Here is a 16,662-nt window from a genome sequence, read left to right as displayed (position 1 = left end):
CGTTCAGCGTAGACCCGGCGAGGCCTCGCCCGAATGGCGGCCGAGCAGCCCGACGAGATAGGCGACCTGCTCCGCGTAGTGCTCGACGACCTCGGCCGAGCCGCCGTCGGCCCCGAACAGCCCCCGGGCGAGCTGCGGGTACACCGCGAGCGCGTTCCCCGCGCTCATCCCGATGAGAATCAGCGCGGCCGCGTCGATGCGGTCGTCCAGCTCGCCCGCGCGCTGCCGCTCGCGGATCTGCTCCACCTCCTGCCGCAGCCGCTCGTCGCGCTCGCGGTCCTCCTCGCTGTCCTCACCGGTGTAGGCGAGGCCCTCCCAGGCGAGCAGGCGCCCGCCGAGCCTGGGGTCGGCGCCCATCCGGACGTAATGCTTGATCATCTCGGGGAAGCTCATGTCCTCCGAGATCGCCTCGGCCTCGCGGGCCCGCCAGCGCCGGCCGACCTCGTGGTAGAGCCCTTCCTTGCCGTTGAAGTAGTACGCGATGAGCTGCTGGTTCACGCCGGCCCGGGCGGCGATCTCGGACACCCGGGCGCCGGCGACGCCCTTGGCGGAGAACTCCTCGATGGCGGCCTCGAGGATGCGGGCCTTCGTGCGCTCGGGGTCGCGCTGCCGCTCGTGCGGGGCCGGCGCCCGCCGCCGGGCCTTCGCCGCCTTGTCCTCTGTCGTCATGAACAGCATTCTGCCATCCGGCCGCTGGAGTTAATTATGTAGATGGTTGACTAAATCATGGTTGCGTATGACACTGCTCGCTAGAAGGCAAATCGAGGAGATGACATGTCAACGGAACCGGAGCCCTACCGACTCCGCTGGGCCGCGCTCGGCCTGCTGCTGACGGCCGTGTTCATGGACATGGTCGACAACCAGATCGTCAACATCGCGCTGCCCGCCATCCAGCGCGACCTCGACGCACCGCCGTCCGCGCTGCAGTGGACCGCCACCGGCTACACGCTGGCCTTCGCCCTCACCCTGATCACCGGCGGCAGGCTCGGCGACCGGTTCGGCCACCGGGCACTGTTCGTGCTGGGCACGGCCGGGTTCGGCCTCGCCTCGCTGGCCGCCGGGCTCGCGCCGGACGTCACGGTGCTGCTGCTCGCCCGGGTCGCGCAGGGCGCGTTCGCCGGGCTGATGGTGCCGCAGGTGCTGGCGTTCGTCCACGCGGAGTTCCCCGCGTCCGAGCAGGGCAAGGCGATGGGGCTGTACGGGATGACGTTCCCCATCGGCGGGCTGGCCGGGCCGCTGCTGGGCGGGCTGCTCACCCAGGCCGACCTGTTCGGCTGGCACTGGCGGACCATCTTCTTCATCAACGTGCCGATCGCGCTGGCCGCCGTCGTCGGCGCCGCCCTCGTCATGCCGGCGCCCCACCGCACCGGACGCGTCCGCACCGGACGCGGCGGCACCGACGTGCCGGGCGTGCTGGTGCTCGCCGCCGCCCTGCTCGCCGTTCTCTACCCGCTGGTGCAGGGGCGGGAGCTGGGCTGGCCCGTCTGGGCGTTCCTGCTGATGGCCGCCGCCGTGCCGCTGCTCGGCTGGTTCGTGGCGATGCAGCGCGGACGGGAGCGGGACGGGCGCGAGCCGCTGATCAGGATCGGCATGTTCCGTGACCGGGGCATGTCGGCCGGGCTGCTCGTCATGCTGATCTTCTACTGCGGGATGGGCGCGTTCTTCGTCCTGACGCTGCATCTGCAGGAGGGGCTGGGCTACTCGCCGCTCAAGACGGCCCTGACCATGCTGCCCGCGACCGTCGGGATCGTCGCCGGGAACGGTGTCGGCATGCCGCTGGCGCCCCGGCTGGGCCGCGGGCTGCCGATGGCCGGGCTGGTGCTGCTGCTGGCCGGGGCCGTCACGATGAGCTTCGCCGTGACGCACTTCGGCGCCGGCCTCACGCCCTGGCAGCTCGTCATCCCTGTGCTGCTGTACGGGGCCGGGCTGGGGCTCGGGGCGTCGTCGTTGATGCTGATCACGCTGGCCGGGGCAGGGGCGGGCGACGCCGGGGCCGCGTCCGGGACCGTGAACACCGTCGTGCAGCTCGGCATGGCCGCCGGGCCCGCGACCGTGGGGACGGCGTTCTTCGGGCGGCTGGCCGCCGACGGCGACTTCGCCGCCGCCACGCGGACGAGTCTGGTCATCGGGGCGGTGCTGTTCGGGGTGGCGCTGCTGGCCTGCTTCCTGCTCCCACGCCGGACCGCGTCCACCCCTCAGCCTGCCCCCGTAGCTCAGCCGTAGGGCTGTGACCAGCACAGCCCTACGGCCCCTACGACGTCAGCGCCCGTGAGCAGCACAGCCCCATGGCTCCGCCGACGTCAGCGCCCGTGACCGAGGGCCATCCGCAGAGCCCCCGACGGATCCCCGCCCCTCCAGGCCACATGCTGATCGGGCCGGACCAGCGCCGGCGGCTCCCCGGGCAGATCGACCACCCGCAACGGCACCCCCAGCTCCCGAGCCTCCGCCACCACCACGGCGGCCCCGGGCGACCGCTGATCCCCGACCAGGCTGAACCCGGGGCCCAGCCGGTCGTACAGGGACTCCCCAGGAGCCAGCCACCGGTGCGGCAGCCGCTCCCCGGCCCCTGACGAGACGATCGAGGACCCGGCGTAGGTGTACCCCAGCACCAGGTCCAGGCTGTGGAACTCGCTGTCCTTGGTCCGCAGCACCGCCTCGGCCACCGCCGGCCGCACCTTCTCGAACTCCTCCTCGGCCCCCATCAGCGCCGGATCCGCCAGCTCGGGCGCGAGCGTCGCCATGTTGCTCGCGGCGGCCTCGATGGTGTCGGCGGCGATGGGCCTGCGCTCGCTCTCGTACGTGCGCAGCAGCCCCGCCGGAGCCCACCCGAGCAGCACGGCGGCCAGCTTCCAGCCGATGTTGACCGCGTCGCCTATGCCCGTGTTGAAACCGTGACCTCCGTAGGGCGGGTTCTGGTGGGCCGCGTCGCCCGCCAGGAAGACGCGGTCGCTCGCGTACCGGTCCGCCAGCAGCATCCGCGCCGTCCAGGGGTCGGTGGCGAGGACCTCCACCTCGATGTCCTCGCCCGCGAGGTTGCGCACCAGGCGCACGGGGTCGGCGTCCTCCGCCCGTACGCCCTGGGCGATGCACCACCAGGTGTCCTTCAGGTCGAGGCGGCCGAGCATGCCGGGCTGGGCCGGGTTCAGCACCCAGTAGTGCACGGCGGGCCCGTGCGGCATGCGTTCTGCCAGGCCGGGGGCGCGGAAGACGATGTTGAAGTTGGGGCGCGCGTCCTGGCGGCCCTCGTAGCGGGAGCCGATGGCGGCCCTGGTCACGCTGCGCGGGCCGTCGCAGCCGACGACGTACTGGGCGCGTACCTCGCGCTCCTGGTCGCCGGACGTGATGCGCACGGTGACCCCGTCGGAGTCCTCCTGCAGGCCGGCCACCTGCCAGCCGGTCAGCAGCGCGTCGCCGACGGCCTCCCGCAGCACCTCCTCCACCAGCGGCTGCGGCACCTGCTGGCCGGGCTCGGCCGCCAGGTCGGAGCCGACCAGGTCGAGGCCGAAGCAGCCGCCGATGCGAGTGATCTCGCGGCCCAGCAGCCCGGTGACGAACACCGCCTCGTCCGACCACGACACCGCCAGCGGCGCCCGTGAGCGGACCGTCTCCGCCAGCCCCCACCTGCGCAGCAGCTCCATCGAGCGGGCCGAGGTGGTCTTCGCGCGTGGCCGCAGCCACGACACCGTCTCCCGCGGTTCCACCACCAGGCAGCGCACGCCGTGGTGGGCCAGCTCCACGGCGGTCGCCAGGCCGACGGGCCCGCCTCCGGCGATCAGCACGGGCACGGAGTCGGGAACTTGCCTTACCAGATCCATGGAAGTCCTATTCGTCCAGATGAACGCAGAAATAGTCCTCGGCCTGTCGCGCCCGCGTCAAGGAAGCCCGCACACGCCTGCGGTCATGGCCGTGGTACGAGCTCACAACGATTGAAAATCGCAACTAGTGAACGGTCGCAAGCATCAGTACCGTGCTACAGAAAATTGACGATCACCCAGGGGCTGCATATGAGCGAGACCTCGACGATGCCGTTGCACATGCGGCGGGTGGAGTTCCATCCGGCACCGGAGCTGGCGGCCGCGCGGGACGAGGATCGGGTCAAACGGGTCACGACGGCGTTCGGCACGGAGGCCTGGCTGGTCACGCGCCACGCCGACGTCCGCGAAGTGCTCGGCGACGCCGAGCGGTTCAGGATCGCCCAGCAGAACATCGCCCGGCTGCCCGGCGCGCCGCCCATGACGGAGGAGCAGCTCGCCAAGGTACGCGCGGGCAACCTGCTGGGCGTGGACCCGCCCGAGCACACGCGGCTGCGCAGGATGCTCACGCCGGAGTTCACGATCCGCCGGATCAACCGGCTGGAGCCCAGGATCCGCCGCATCGTCGAGGAGCACCTGGACGCGCTGGAGGCCACGGGCGCACCCGCCGACCTGGTGCCGACGTTCGCGCTGCCGATCCCGTCGCTGGTGATCTGCGAGCTGCTCGGGGTCCCGTACGAGGACCGCGAGGGCTTCCAGCAGCGCACCGCCAGGATGCTCGACATGACCCTGCCGGGCGAGCAGCGCATGATGCTGCAGTTCGAGCAGCGCGCGTACATGGAGGGCCTGATCGCCCGCATCCAGGCCGACCCGGGCGAGGAACTCCTCGGCATGCTCGTGCGCGAGCACGGCGACGACCTGTCCACCGACGAGCTGGTCGGGATCGGCGGCCTGCTGCTGTTCGCCGGGCACGAGACCACCTCCAACATGCTCTCCCTCGGCACGCTCGCCCTCCTGCGCCACCCCGAGCAGCTCGACCTGCTGCGCAAGGAGCCGGAGCGGATCGACGCCACCGTGGAGGAGCTGCTGCGCTGGCTCAGCATCGTCAACTCGGGCACCACCAAGGTCGCGACCGTCGACACCGAGGTGGGCGGCCAGCGGATCCAGCAGGGCGACCAGGTGCTCGTCACCCTGCCCGCCGCCAACCGCGACCCGTCGTTCCTGCCGGACGCGGACGCCTTCGACCTCAACCGCGGCGCACCCGGCCACCTCGCCTTCGGCCACGGCGTCCACCATTGCCTGGGCGCTCCGCTGGCCCGCATGGAGCTGCGGATCGCCTTCCCCGCCCTGCTCAGTCGCTTCCCGAACCTGCGCGTCACGGACACCGAACCGCGATTCCGCTCGTCCTCCGTCGTGTACGGGCTCAGCTCCCTGGAGGTGACCTGGTAGCTCCGTAACCAGGAAGTGTCAGCCGTCGCCCGCAGGTTAGGAGCACACTGGAGGTTAGAGACGGTCAGCAGTGGAGACGGCGATGGCGGGCGAGGACGTTCAGCGGGACGAGCAGCCTGAGACGTGGGATGGCGAGCAGCAGCCTGACGCGGGGGAGGGCGAACAGCCCGACGCGCGGGGCGAGCAGCCCTGGGACGAGCGGCCCGACGACCGGGACGAGCAGCCCTGGGACGAGCGGCCCGACGACCGGGACGAGCAGTCCTGGGACGAGCGGCCCGACGACCGGGACGAGCAGCCCTGGGACGAGCGGCCCGACACGCACGAAGAGCGGCCCGACAGCCGGAACGGCCGATCCCGCGCGCACGACGAGCAGGCTGGAACGCCGGAGGACCGATCTCACGCGCACGACGAGCGGGCCGGAACGCCGGAGGCCGAGCCGTCCGTGACGCGGGAGATCGGCACGCTCGACACCAGCGCCGAGCGGAGGGACGCCGCGGGCAGGGCGCGCGACCGCGCCGCCGAGGAGCGGGACCAGGCCGCGCGGCACCGCGACGACCTGGCTGACGCCCGCGACGAGGCAGCCCACCTGCGCCAACGGCACCTGGAGCAGTTGCGGGAAGTCGAAGACCTGCGCGACCGCCGCCTGCACGACCTGCTGTGGGCGGCGGAATGCCGCGATCGTGCCGCCGAGGACCGCGACGAGGCCGCCGCACTCCGCCAGGCCGCGCTCCGCGACGCGGCACCCGCCGTCCGCGAGGAGTGGCGGCTGCTGTCCGAGGCCAGAACGCTGGCGGCCGCCGACCGGGAACGCAACCGGATGGACCGTGCCGCCCTGCGCGTCGAACTGGTCGCGATGCGCTCCGACCGGCTGAAGGCGGAGCGCCAGAACGCGCTGGACCAGCGCGGCGACGCCGCCGACCGGCGCTCCAGCGCGAACGACCGGAACGCCAGCGCCCGCGACCGGACGGCCAGCGCCAGCGATCGGCGGCTCGCCTCGCAGGGGCGGATGGAGGCCAAGGTGGACCGGCAGCGGGCCGCCGAGCAGATCACGAAATGGAAGCTGCGCATCAAGCCCCGCTGACGTCTGCCTCCGCCCATGCGGCGGCCCCTTCTCGCCGCGATCGCATCCACCCGGGCGGCCCCCTTCCCGCCACGGGCCCGCGGCGCTCCGGCCGATGCTCTCCCGCCGCGCTGGGAAAGTGTCGGCCCGGGCGGATAGCGTGCAAGCGTCATGTCTACCGAAGCCGCGGCTCACGACCTGATCGGCCGGGAACATCCCGCCGCGCTGCTGCGTGCCGAGCTCACCCGGCTCATCGACAGCCACGGCGGCCTGGTGCTGGTCACCGGCGAGGCGGGCATCGGCAAGACCACGCTCGTCACCAGCGCGGCAGGCGAGGCCAGGCGGTGCGGCGTGCTGGTGGTGGGCGGCGCGTGCTGGGATTCCGGCGGCGCCCCGGGTTACTGGCCGTGGGTGCAAGTCATCAGGGCGGTGCGGCGCGCGGCCGAGCCGGAGGAGTGGGCGGCGGCCGAGGAAGCGGCGGGCGGCGGCCTGGCGACCCTGCTGGGCGAGACCCGCGCATCCGCCGACGCCCGCCAGCACCTCGACGCGTCAGCCGACGCCCGTCAGCACCCCAACACGTCCGCCGACGGCCGCCAGCACCTCGACGCGTCCGCCGACGGCCGCCAGCACCCCAACGCGTCCGCCGACACCCGCCGACTCCATGACGCGTCCGCCGAACGCTCCACCGACGCCCGCCGTCTCTTTGACGCGTCCGCCGAACGCTCCACCGACGCCCGCCGTCTCTTTGACGCGTCCGCCGAACGCTCCACCGACGCCCGCCGTCTCTTTGACGCGTCCGCCGAACGCTCCACCGACGCCTTCCAGCTCTTCGACGCCGTAACCTCCGCCCTGGTGGCGATCTCCCAACGCCGCCCGGTCCTCGTCGTCATCGACGACCTGCACGCCGCCGACCCGGCCTCGCTACGCCTGCTGGAGTTCGCGGCGCGGCAGACCTGGTTCGAGCGGCTGCTGCTGATCGGCACCTATCGCGACGCCGAGGTGGAGCCGGTCGACCATCCGCTGCGCGACCTGCTGTCGCCGCTCGTGGCCAAGGCCACCACGATCACCCTCACCGGCCTCGACCGGCCGGGCGTCGCCGCGCTCATGGCCCGTACCGCAGGCCACGACCCGCCGTCCGAGCTGGTGGAGGAGGTCCATCTGCGGACGGGCGGCAACCCGTTCTTCGTCGAGCAGACCTCCCGCTTGTGGCGCAGCGGCGGGTCGGCCAGCGCCGTCGCGCCCGGCATCCGCGACGCGCTGCTGCGGCGGCTGTCCCTGCTGCCGCGCCAGGTGTCGGAGCTGCTGCCGGCCGCGGCGGTGCTGGGGCGGGAGTTCCACCGCCAGGTGCTGGCCGCCGCCATCGGGGCTCCGGTGGCGCACGTCGATCGGCTGCTGGAGCTGGCCGTGGTGGCCAAGCTCGTGGTGACGAAGGGCGGCGGCGTGTTCGCGTTCGCGCACGACCTGGTGCGGGAGACGCTCTACGACTCGCTCGACGACCCGCGGGGCCGCCACGCCGCCGTGGTCGCCGCTGTGGAGAGCTCTCCGACGCTGGCGGGCCGGCTGCCGCCGAGCGACCTTGCCAGGCATGCCTACCTCGCCGGCGACCGGCTCGACCCGGAGCGCGCGATCGGCCTGCTGCTCGACGCGGCCCGCGAGGCCAGGGGGCGGCTCGCGGCTGAGGAGCAGATCGCTCACCTGCGCAGGGCGTACGAGCTGAGCGCCGCCGCGAGCCCGCACCGGCGCGGCCTGATCGCGCTGGACCTGGGCAGGGAGCTGCACCACGACGGCGAGCGCGAGGAGGCCAGGCGGCTGTTCGAGGAGGCGGCGGCCATCGCCCGCGACACCGACGACCCAGAGCTGCCCGCCCGCGTCGCGCTGGTCTTCCACAGCCACTACGGCCGCGACCAGGCGCTCGACCTGCTCAGGGACGCCCACCGCAGGCTGGCCGGCGGCCCGGCGGTGCCCGACGAAGGGCTCGCCACGGCGCTGGTCCTGCATCTGGCGACGCGGGCCAGGCAGGGCGGTGACGACGACGCGCTGGCGTTCAGCCTGTGGGCGCACCACGACATCATCTGGGGGCCGGGCACGGCGGCCGAGCGGGTGGCGCTGATGGGTGAGCTGATCGCCGTGGCCGTCCGCACCGCCGACCCCGACCTCGAACACTTCGCCAGCGCCCTGCGCTGGGTGGCCATGATCGAGCAGGGTGATCCCCGCTACCTCGACGAATTCCACGCCTACGCCGCCCGGGGCAGGCGCAGCGAACGTCCGCATCTCGTGATGTCCACGAACGTCGACGCGAGCATCATCGCCGGCCTCGAAGGCCGCTTCGCCGAGGCCGAGTCACTGCTGGAGTCCGTCCACACGGAGGCCAGGCACGAGCACTTCGCGTTCATGCTGAAGCACCACCGGTGGGCGCTGATGGCCTTACGCGGCAGCACCGACGGGCAGGAACGGCTGCTGCGGGAGCTCAGAGGCTCGGGCCATCCCTGCGTGCCGCTGCTGGAGGCGCTGACGGCGCTGCAGTCGGGCGACGTCGGCACCGCGTCGCGACGGCTCGACGACGAGGAGCCGGATGATCGCATGATCCAGCCGATCTGGCTGCGCTTGCAGGCCGAGCTCGCCGCCGTCACCCAGGACCCTGAGCTGTGCGCCAGTGCGCGGGCCCGGCTGGCGCCGCTCAGGGGGCAGTGGGTGGTGTCCCTGTTCGGGTGGGAGATCAGCGGCCCCTACGATCTGTGGCTCGGCCGCGTGGACGCCGCGCGGGGGCGCTGGGCGGAGGCCGTCGAGGAGCTCACCGCCGCGTACCAGGCGGCTGATGCCATGCGGGCGCGGCCGTGGTCCGTGCTCGCCCGCGCCCACCTGGCCGAGGCGCTGCTCGGCCGCGCCGCGCCCGGTGACGCGCGGGCCGCCGACGCGTTGCTGGAGGGAGCGTGGCGGGAGGCGGAGGAGCTGGGGATGCGGCAGGCGCTGGAGCACGTACGCCTCACGCCGCCGGGCGAGGGGGCTTTCGGGCAGGCACGGACGGGGGCGCCCGGAGACGAGCAGGCGGCACCGTCCGGCGATCACGAAGAAGCCTCGCCCGCGCCGGAGACGTCTGGTGAGTTCCGGCGTGACGGCGCGGTCTGGGCACTGGCGTTCGCCGGCCGTTCGGCGCACATGCCCGACGCCAAAGGCCTGCGCGACCTGCACATCCTGCTGAGCCGCCCAGGCGACGACGTGCCCGCCGTGACGCTGCTGGCCCCCGAGGGCGGCGAGATCGTCGTGGCGGCCCGGCGCATGGGCGGCGACGAGGTGCTCGACGAGGAGGCCAGGTCCCGGTACCGCCGCCGCCTGGTCCTGCTGGACGAGGAGATCGACCGCGCCGCCGGGCTGGGTGACGACGACCGGGCGGCGGAGCTCGACAGGGAGCGGGCCGCGCTGCTGGCCGAGCTGCGTGCCGCGGCCGGGCTGGGCGGGCGTACGCGGCGGCTGGGCGACGAGGCGGAACGCGCCCGCAAGACCGTGACGGCCCGCATCCGCGACACGCTACGCAAGCTCGACCACGCCCACCCCGAGCTGGCCGCCCACCTGCGCGCCGCCGTCTCGACCGGCTCCACCTGCCGCTACCGGCCCCGGGACCCGATCGCCTGGCGCCTGTGACGCGGTGGTCCAGCTTGCTCTCAGGGCTTGGTGCGGGAGTTCTCCGCGTCCGGGGCGGCTCGTCTGGAGATGAGGCCCGCGCTCTGTAATGCCTTGTAGACGGTGCCTCGGGCCAGCCCTGTGAGCCGGCTGATGTGGCGGATGTTCTCCTCGCCCGAGAAGTAGAGGTCCACCGCGAGTTGCTTTCTCGTCTCAATGCCGGCGCCGGACTCTTTCGCCTCGAGTGTCCGTACGATCAACGCCTTGCGATTCACGGCGTTCGTTTCCAGATCATCCAACGGGGCTTCTGGAACTACTTCGGCCGATGTCACCCCCATTGAGGAGATGAGTTCCGCCAACAACTCAAGAACGCTCGCCTTTGTGCCGTCCGCGGTCTTCTCGGGCTTCATCCCCAGGTGCAGCATGAGAAAATAGGTCAGGGCCGAAGATGCCGCGCCGGCGTCTGTATAGACCCACGTTCCGGACATCTCTGCAATATCTGCGCAAAACCCCTGAACTTCCCACAGGTCGGCCAGGACGACCTCGACCGTCTCGTGCGTGTTCACCGTCCGCACGCAGTCGTTGCCGTTTCGATCCAGGTATGGAACTTTGAGGCGTTTCTTTACTTCCTGAAATGCGACAAACCTATAAAATCGCAGAGCAATCGGGAAAGCGTCCCGATAGATCTCGAGGCAGTGCACCCGCATGTCACTTGCCGCAGCAAGGGCATCCCTGCACTCCAGGGGCAGGTCGGAGGCGTTTCGGGCGGCGAAGACGCGTTCACGGCACTGCTCGATGTCGTCTGTTTTGATCACGACTGATCCTCTCGCCGGTCATGTCCGGTGGTCAGCATACGCATCAACCAAAAAGGGTTCACCCTTGCACATGTCGAATTTGAACACCAGGCGTGCGGAGAGGCACTGCTTTATACACCTGAAGGCGAAAAATCGCCATCCAAGAGTATGCAGGCTCTACTTCGCAGCCGAAAGTCGACGCTGGCATGCATGGTGATCTACCTCTACCGTGGCACGCAGTTCCCGATCGAAAGGGCAATTCGATGCCGGAAGAGGAGGCTGACTGGCGGAAGCTGGTCGCGAAAGAAGTCGGGCGGACGGTGCGGACCGCACTGGGAAGTAGGAGCCGCACCGCCCACCTCTGTGTCCTGTTGATCACACTCGCACTGGCGAGCTCGCTGGTGCTCGCGGTCTACAAGACAACAGCAGGCTAGTCGTTACCACAAATGAGGGCCAGTCATACGCGAGAGTGTGTGCCTGGCCCTCACCAGCGGGGGCACTCGCGAACCGACGTCCGACGGACAGCCCGGCTCCGAAATGAACCTTTCACGCCCTCGGCGGCATCCGCGCTGGTCACCGCAGTCACGACAAGGTCGATATTGCAGCGGCCTTGACCCCCATCGTCCAATGCACGGTGATCGCATCCCACCGCCATCCGGCCCTTCACGAGGGGAGAACTGGTGCGACGCAAACTCACCGCCCTAGCCTTGCTCACGGTCACCGCCCTGGCACCCGTCCTGGCCACGAGCCCCCCGGCGCAAGCCGCGTCCGAGCTGCAGATGGTCTACAGCACTCTGCCCTATGACGTCTGCATTTCCTTCGGCCAGTCGGGCGTCCAGACCGGGCGCTGGCAGACGTGGTGGTGCAGCACTCACTACCCGCAGACCTACCCGGGCTACTACACCTACGACCTGTGGGCGTACGTGAACTGACGCCACTCAGTGCGGGTTGCGCAGGCCGGCGGCCGGGTGGACAGGTGTGTCCGGCGGCCGCAGCCACTCGGGGGTGCGCCACTGCTGGACGTTCGACCGGTCGCAGGCGTTCATGGACAGCGTGGCCAGGTCGGGCTCCAACTGGAGGCAGAGGTCGCTGGCGACGTGCCTGACCTCCCAGTAGAGCCAGTCGTTGAGCGGCGAGCGGTAGGTGAGGCGCCAGAGCTGGCCGGGGCCGCCGGTGCAGGTCTCGCGTACGGGCCGCCGCCGAGGCGCGGACACGCCCAGGCAGGTGTCCATGATCTTCATCTCGTAGTCGCCCCGGGCGTCGCGCCGGTAGGTGAAGGACTGGTTGGCCCGGCCGTGGCAGCCCCAGGTGACCAGGTCCGCCATGCCGGCCGCGGCGTCCAGGCAGACGCCGTTCTGTGCGCTGGCCATCGAGCTGCCGAGCCCGGCGGGCATGCGGTCGGTGATCAGCCAGCGCTGCGCGGTCTTGCCGGGGACGCAGGACCGCAGAACCAGCGGCGCGCCCGCGTCGGTGGAGCCCAGGTTGGGCTCGACGCACATGCCGCCCTGCGCGATGGCCCTGTCACTGCTTACCCCGTGATCGCTCACCCGCCAGAGCTGCTCGGCGGAGCCGTCGCAGGCGGCGTCGGTGATGTAGCCGCCCTCGGTGAGGGTGCGGGCCTCGGGGGTCAGGCAGCGCCGGGTCTGGCGGTTGCGGATCTGGAAGTGGTACGAGCCGTCGTGCTTGGCGGGCACGAAATCCCACCGGTAGGGCGCGACGGGGCTCTTGCTGATGGTCGACGGGCCGAGCCTGGCGCGCGGCGGAGAGCTCTCCGAGCTGGTCACGGCCAGGTACCTGCCGGGGGCGTGCCGGGAGAGGACGGCCATGTGAGGACGGTACAGCGAGCCTCGGATGCGGGCTTCCGCGTACGACACGTATCCCAGTGAGGCGACGGTCGCGCACACGACCGGCACCGCCACCAGGACGGCCGGCCTGACGCGACGCCTGCGCTCCGGCGGCGGCGCGGGATCGACCAGCCGCCGGTAGGCCGCCAGCCAGGTGCCGGCGGTGTCGTCCGGCACCTGGTGGACGGCGAGGAAGGCGCGGATGATCGGCTCGGCGTGCTCGGCGTCGTCGAGCCAGCGCAGCGCCTGCTTGGTGACCTTCTCCAGGCCGGCCCGCCCGATGTCGAGCCCGCGCTCGGCGGCGCGCCGCTCCAGCTCGGCGAAGGACGGCGTGCCCTTCTCCTGGCGCAGCTTCTTGAGCAGCCGTTTGTATCCGGCGAGGTCCTGGGCGGTGTACGGGTCGGTCGTGCGCTCCGTACGGGCGGCCCAGCGCGCCCGGATCAGGGGCACCGCGGAGGCCAGGCAGGAGAAGAGCACGGCCGGCGGGATGTGGGCGGGGTTGAGCTCGGGCTGGCCGTCGGTGGCGAAGTTGACGGAGATGCCGGCGGCGACGGACAGGAGCGCGCTCAGCCCTCCGATCACGCCGATCTCCAGGGTCAGTTCGCGTACGTGCGCCCGCATCCGGCCTCCACTCTGAGTGGCCCAATGATAACGATGCGTGGCCGATAAGGAAGGGGTGAAGTCGTCCGCGAATTCGGGGAAGAGCAGGCAAAATCGGTGTTATGGACGACGGGCGCCCCCATTGCAGGCGGTGGGTCGTCGCCGCCGTTGGCCTCAGCTACAGCTTCGGTGACTCCTCCCTGAAGAGGGCCATCGATCAGCTCGACCGCCTGGCGGCAGGAGAACTGTCCGAGCCCCAGTACTGAGTCACCTCGTCACTTCCGGTTGTACAGCCGCATCGTCAACGTCCCGAACACCACCACCAGCACCACGGACGACCCCAGCACCCAGGTGATCTCCCCCATGTCCGGCGCCCCGCCCATCAACGACCGCACCGAGCTGACCAGATGCGAGATCGGGCTGGCGTTCACGAAGACCTGGAGCCAGCCCGGCATGGTGGACGGGTCCACGTACACGTTGCTCAGGAAGGTCAGCGGCATCATCACGAGCATGCTGACGCCCATCACGGACTTCTCGTTGCGCATCAGCAGCCCGAACATCGTCCACACCCACGAGAACGCGAACGAGAACACCAGCAGCAGCGCGATCCCGAGCGTCACCCCGGCGAAGCCGCCCTGGGGGCGGAAGCCGAGCAGCAGCCCGATCAGCAGGATGACGGTGGAGGCCATGAAGTAGCGCAGGACGTCGCCGAGCAGGTAGCCGACCATGGTGGACGGGCGCCAGATGGGCAGGGTGCGGAAACGGTCGAAGACGCCCTTCTCGATGTCCTTGTTGACCTCCACGCCGGTGTACATGGTGATCATCACGACGCTCGTCACCATGATGCCCGGCAGCAGGAACTGCAGGTACTCGGTGGGCGAGCCGGCGAGTGCGCCGCCGAAGAGGTACGTGAACATCAGCGTCATCATGATCGGGAACGCGGTGACGTCGAAGAGCTGCTCGGGCACGTGCTTGATCTTCAGCATGGCCCGCCAGCCGAACGTCATCGACGCCGACCAGGCGCTGGGCCGGGGCGGCCGGGTGGCGGGCGCCAGGACCGTGGCCAGGGTCTCGGTGGCGGGAACGTAGTCGGTGGTGGTGGTCACGCTGCCTCCTCAGTGGTGGCGGGGTGGTCGGTGAGGGCGAGGAAGACCTCGTCCAGGCTGGGCTGGCCGAGGGAGAAGTCGTCGACGACGACGCCTGCGGCGGCGAGCCGGCCCAGCGCGCGGGCCGCCTGCGCGGCCTCGTCGCCGGACCCGTTGACGCGAGCGGTCAGCGCCACCGGATCCGCCTCCAGGTAGACGAGCGTGTCCAGCTCCTCGGTGAGCAACCGCGAGGCCTCCGGACGGTCGGCGGCGTCGCGGAGCCGGACGTGGATCGAGCCGGAGCCGACCGACGACTTCAGCTCGCCGGGCGTGCCCTCGGCGATGACCCTGCCGTGGTCGATGACGGCGATGCGCTGCGCGAGCCGGTCGGCCTCCTCCAGGTACTGGGTGGTCAGCAGGACGGTGGTGCCGTGGGCGACGACGATGCGGACGATGTCCCAGACCTGGTTGCGGCTGCGCGGGTCCAGGCCGGTGGTGGGCTCGTCGAGGAAGAGCAGGTCAGGGGTGTTAAGGATGCTGGCCGCGATGTCGATGCGCCGCCGCATGCCCCCCGAGTACGTCTTGACCTGCCGCCCCGCCGCCTCCGTCAGCCCGAACGCCTCCAGCAGCTCCGCCGCCCGCTGCCGGGCGGCGGGTTTGCGGTGGCCGAGGAGGCGGGCCAGCAGGATCAGGTTCTCGGAGCCGGTCATCTCCTCGTCCACGGAGGCGTACTGGCCGGTCAGGCTGACGCGGGAGCGCACGGCGTCGGCCTCGCGCACCACGTCGTGCCCGAACACGGTCGCCTCGCCGCCGTCGGGCCGCAGCAGCGTGGCGAGCATGCGGACGGCGGTCGTCTTGCCCGCGCCGTTGGGCCCGAGCACGCCGTAGACGGCGCCGGCCGGCACGGACAGGTCGAGGCCGTCCACGGCGCGCGTGTCGCCGAAGACCTTGATCAGGCCTGCGGTCTGGATGGCCAGTTCTGGCATGAGTGATCCCTTCACTTCACGAGACGTAAGGCTGGGCGCGCCGCCCCTCGCGCAGCGCGCGGCCCCACCAGGCGAGCTGGTCGAGCATGGCGGCGACGGCGCGCAGGCGGTCGTCGGTGTCGAGGGGGCGGCAGCGTTCGCCGATGCCGGCGCTCAGCAGGTCGAGCCCCACCCAGTCGCGCATGGTCACGGCGTGCAGGGCGGTGAAGACGGTGCGGAGCTGCTCGACGGTGTGGTGGCCGCACGAGCCTGAGCCGTAGGCGACGACGCCGACCGGCTTGGCCTGCCACTCGTCGTAGGCGAAGTCGATCGCCTGCTTGAGCGAGGCGGGGAAGCTGCGGTTGTACTCGGGGGTCACCACGACGAACGCGTCCGCGCCGGAGACCGTGGCGGTGAAGTGCCGCATGGCCGGCGTGGCCCGCTCCGGGTAGCAGGACGGGAAGGCGTACGCGGCCAGGTCGAGCACCTCGACGGCGAGGTCGTCGCGCAGCCGCGCCCGCTCGGCGATCCAGGTGCCGACCGTGTCGCAGACGCGGCCCTCCCGGGTGCTGCCGATGATCACCGTGACGTTGAGCGGTTCGTCGGCCGTCATGGTGTCACCCCCTCTCATGGAGGAGGCGCTAGACGGCCCGCTAGATCGGATCTAGCGGGTCTGCGACGCCTCGACGAGCACCTCGCCCGCCGCCGTCCGCACGTACAGGACGGACCGGCCGGCCCGCCGCCGCTCCACCAGCCCCGCGTCCAGCAGCACGCGCAGGTGGCGGCCCACCGAGCCCAGCTTCTGACCGGTCACGGCGACCAGGTGGGTCGTGCTCATGGGGGTCGATCGGCGGCCGGAAGCCGTCAGGGGGTGAACCCGGCCAGGGCCTGGCGGCAGGCGCGGGAGGTGAGCGCGAGCGTCTCCTCGTCGGGCCTGCCCTCGCTCATCGAGACGGCCGCCGTCCCGCTCACCGCGCCGATCACGGCCCCCACCATCGCGAACGCGGTCATCCGCTCGATCCCGCAGGCACTGACGAGCGCGCCGGCCAGCCGTTCCAGCCGCCGGTTCGAGCGGTCGAGCGACGCCCGGGGCGAGAAGATCGGCAGCTCGTACGCCTCCCCGACCAGCCCCGGCGTGAGCCCCAGCGTCCAGCTCTCCGCCAGCATCTCGTCGAAGGCCCTGGCCAGCAGCTCGGCCGGGTTCTCGCCCGGCCGCCCGGCGAGGATGGCCGCGACGCCGGCGTCCACGCGCTCTTCGCTGTGGGTGTGGAGCACGTCCGCCTTGTGCCGGAAGTAGGTGAAGAACGTGCGCGGGGACACTCCGGCCGCCGCCGCGATCTGGTCGACGGTCGTGGCGTCGTATCCCTGCTCGTCGAACAGCCGCCCCGCGGCGTCCATGAGCGCCTGCCGGGTCTGTTGCTTCTTCCGCTCGCGCAGCGACATGAGTCCCACAATATTGCATCCACTGCATATTTACAGGACTGCAAGTTTTCCG

The 16,662-nt window shown here is 71.3% G+C and carries 14 protein-coding genes; 5 read left to right on the top strand and 9 right to left on the bottom strand.

The window, feature by feature from the left end; genetic code table 11:
• Positions 1-3 precede the first annotated feature (3 nt).
• Positions 4-669 carry a TetR/AcrR family transcriptional regulator gene (locus FXF51_RS47975; RefSeq protein WP_148441504.1) on the bottom strand — a complete coding sequence of 222 codons (666 nt, stop codon included), beginning with the start codon at positions 667-669 and terminating at the stop codon, positions 4-6.
• 105 nt (positions 670-774) lie between these two features.
• On the opposite strand from FXF51_RS47975, the gene FXF51_RS47970 reads away from it, so the two are divergent.
• Positions 775-2,223, top strand: coding sequence for an MFS transporter (locus tag FXF51_RS47970; RefSeq protein ID WP_148441503.1), 1,449 nt, complete (start codon positions 775-777; stop codon positions 2,221-2,223).
• A 77-nt stretch (positions 2,224-2,300) separates the two neighbouring features.
• Here the strand turns inward: FXF51_RS47970 and FXF51_RS47965 are convergent, their stop codons facing one another.
• Complete coding sequence (locus FXF51_RS47965) at positions 2,301-3,815, bottom strand: FAD-dependent monooxygenase (protein WP_148441502.1); 1,515 nt, start codon at positions 3,813-3,815, stop codon at positions 2,301-2,303.
• A gap of 189 nt (positions 3,816-4,004) precedes the next feature.
• On the opposite strand from FXF51_RS47965, the gene FXF51_RS47960 reads away from it, so the two are divergent.
• From FXF51_RS47960 to FXF51_RS47950, 3 genes are all read left to right on the top strand, one after another.
• Positions 4,005-5,201 (top strand): cytochrome P450, encoded by a 1,197-nt coding sequence (locus FXF51_RS47960; RefSeq protein ID WP_148441501.1) that lies wholly within the window; start codon positions 4,005-4,007, stop codon positions 5,199-5,201.
• A gap of 82 nt (positions 5,202-5,283) precedes the next feature.
• Complete coding sequence (locus tag FXF51_RS47955) at positions 5,284-6,282, top strand: hypothetical protein (protein WP_148441500.1); 999 nt, start codon at positions 5,284-5,286, stop codon at positions 6,280-6,282.
• A gap of 150 nt (positions 6,283-6,432) precedes the next feature.
• The gene (locus FXF51_RS47950) at positions 6,433-9,900 is read left to right on the top strand and encodes an ATP-binding protein (protein ID WP_148441499.1); all 3,468 of its coding nucleotides are present in this window, start codon (positions 6,433-6,435) and stop codon (positions 9,898-9,900) included.
• A gap of 20 nt (positions 9,901-9,920) precedes the next feature.
• Here the strand turns inward: FXF51_RS47950 and FXF51_RS47945 are convergent, their stop codons facing one another.
• Complete coding sequence (locus FXF51_RS47945; RefSeq protein ID WP_148441498.1) at positions 9,921-10,694, bottom strand: hypothetical protein; 774 nt, start codon at positions 10,692-10,694, stop codon at positions 9,921-9,923.
• Positions 10,695-11,353: 659 nt separating this feature from the next.
• On the opposite strand from FXF51_RS47945, the gene FXF51_RS47940 reads away from it, so the two are divergent.
• On the top strand, positions 11,354-11,605 hold the full coding sequence (locus FXF51_RS47940; RefSeq protein ID WP_148441497.1) for a hypothetical protein: 252 nt from the start codon (positions 11,354-11,356) through the stop codon (positions 11,603-11,605).
• A gap of 6 nt (positions 11,606-11,611) precedes the next feature.
• Here the strand turns inward: FXF51_RS47940 and FXF51_RS47935 are convergent, their stop codons facing one another.
• The 6 genes from FXF51_RS47935 to FXF51_RS47910 all read right to left on the bottom strand — a co-directional run bounded on the left by FXF51_RS47935 (position 11,612) and on the right by FXF51_RS47910 (position 16,610).
• Positions 11,612-13,138, bottom strand: a complete 1,527-nt coding sequence (locus FXF51_RS47935; protein WP_148441496.1) for an RICIN domain-containing protein — start codon at positions 13,136-13,138, stop codon at positions 11,612-11,614.
• Positions 13,139-13,392: 254 nt separating this feature from the next.
• Entirely contained in the window at positions 13,393-14,223 is an 831-nt protein-coding gene (locus tag FXF51_RS47930) for an ABC transporter permease (RefSeq protein WP_262380329.1), read from the bottom strand.
• Entirely contained in the window at positions 14,220-15,188 is a 969-nt protein-coding gene (locus FXF51_RS47925) for an ATP-binding cassette domain-containing protein (RefSeq protein WP_148441495.1), read from the bottom strand. The genes FXF51_RS47930 and FXF51_RS47925 overlap by 4 nt, the downstream gene beginning before the upstream one ends.
• 16 nt (positions 15,189-15,204) lie before the next feature.
• On the bottom strand, positions 15,205-15,780 hold the full coding sequence (locus tag FXF51_RS47920) for an NADPH-dependent FMN reductase (RefSeq protein WP_148441494.1): 576 nt from the start codon (positions 15,778-15,780) through the stop codon (positions 15,205-15,207).
• 51 nt (positions 15,781-15,831) lie between these two features.
• Positions 15,832-16,005: an ArsR/SmtB family transcription factor gene (locus FXF51_RS47915; RefSeq protein ID WP_222871798.1), complete on the bottom strand. Its 174-nt coding sequence runs from the start codon at positions 16,003-16,005 to the stop codon at positions 15,832-15,834.
• Between the two features lie 26 nt (positions 16,006-16,031).
• Positions 16,032-16,610, bottom strand: coding sequence for a TetR/AcrR family transcriptional regulator (locus FXF51_RS47910; protein WP_148441493.1), 579 nt, complete (start codon positions 16,608-16,610; stop codon positions 16,032-16,034).
• Between the last annotated feature and the right edge of the window lie 52 nt (positions 16,611-16,662).

Origin of the sequence: Nonomuraea sp. PA05, from assembly GCF_008086045.1 — a bacterium.
Taxonomy (GTDB): domain Bacteria; phylum Actinomycetota; class Actinomycetes; order Streptosporangiales; family Streptosporangiaceae; genus Nonomuraea; species Nonomuraea monospora.
Note: the sequence above shows the minus strand (reverse complement) of the source record. Positions and strands in the feature narration are given on the sequence as shown.

Excerpts from the sequence above, each read along its gene's own strand:
- FXF51_RS47965 (WP_148441502.1), bottom strand. The coding sequence starts at position 3,815 with ATGGATCTGGTAAGGCAAGTTCCCGACTCCGTGCCCGTGCTGATCGCC.
- FXF51_RS47925 (WP_148441495.1), bottom strand. The coding sequence starts at position 15,188 with ATGCCAGAACTGGCCATCCAGACCGCAGGCCTGATCAAGGTCTTCGGC.
- FXF51_RS47915 (WP_222871798.1), bottom strand. The coding sequence starts at position 16,005 with ATGAGCACGACCCACCTGGTCGCCGTGACCGGTCAGAAGCTGGGCTCG.
- FXF51_RS47955 (WP_148441500.1), top strand. The coding sequence starts at position 5,284 with ATGGCGGGCGAGGACGTTCAGCGGGACGAGCAGCCTGAGACGTGGGAT.
- FXF51_RS47920 (WP_148441494.1), bottom strand. The coding sequence starts at position 15,780 with ATGACGGCCGACGAACCGCTCAACGTCACGGTGATCATCGGCAGCACC.
- FXF51_RS47975 (WP_148441504.1), bottom strand. The coding sequence starts at position 669 with ATGACGACAGAGGACAAGGCGGCGAAGGCCCGGCGGCGGGCGCCGGCC.
- FXF51_RS47970 (WP_148441503.1), top strand. The coding sequence starts at position 775 with ATGTCAACGGAACCGGAGCCCTACCGACTCCGCTGGGCCGCGCTCGGC.
- FXF51_RS47935 (WP_148441496.1), bottom strand. The coding sequence starts at position 13,138 with ATGCGGGCGCACGTACGCGAACTGACCCTGGAGATCGGCGTGATCGGA.
- FXF51_RS47960 (WP_148441501.1), top strand. The coding sequence starts at position 4,005 with ATGAGCGAGACCTCGACGATGCCGTTGCACATGCGGCGGGTGGAGTTC.
- FXF51_RS47950 (WP_148441499.1), top strand. The coding sequence starts at position 6,433 with ATGTCTACCGAAGCCGCGGCTCACGACCTGATCGGCCGGGAACATCCC.
- FXF51_RS47910 (WP_148441493.1), bottom strand. The coding sequence starts at position 16,610 with ATGTCGCTGCGCGAGCGGAAGAAGCAACAGACCCGGCAGGCGCTCATG.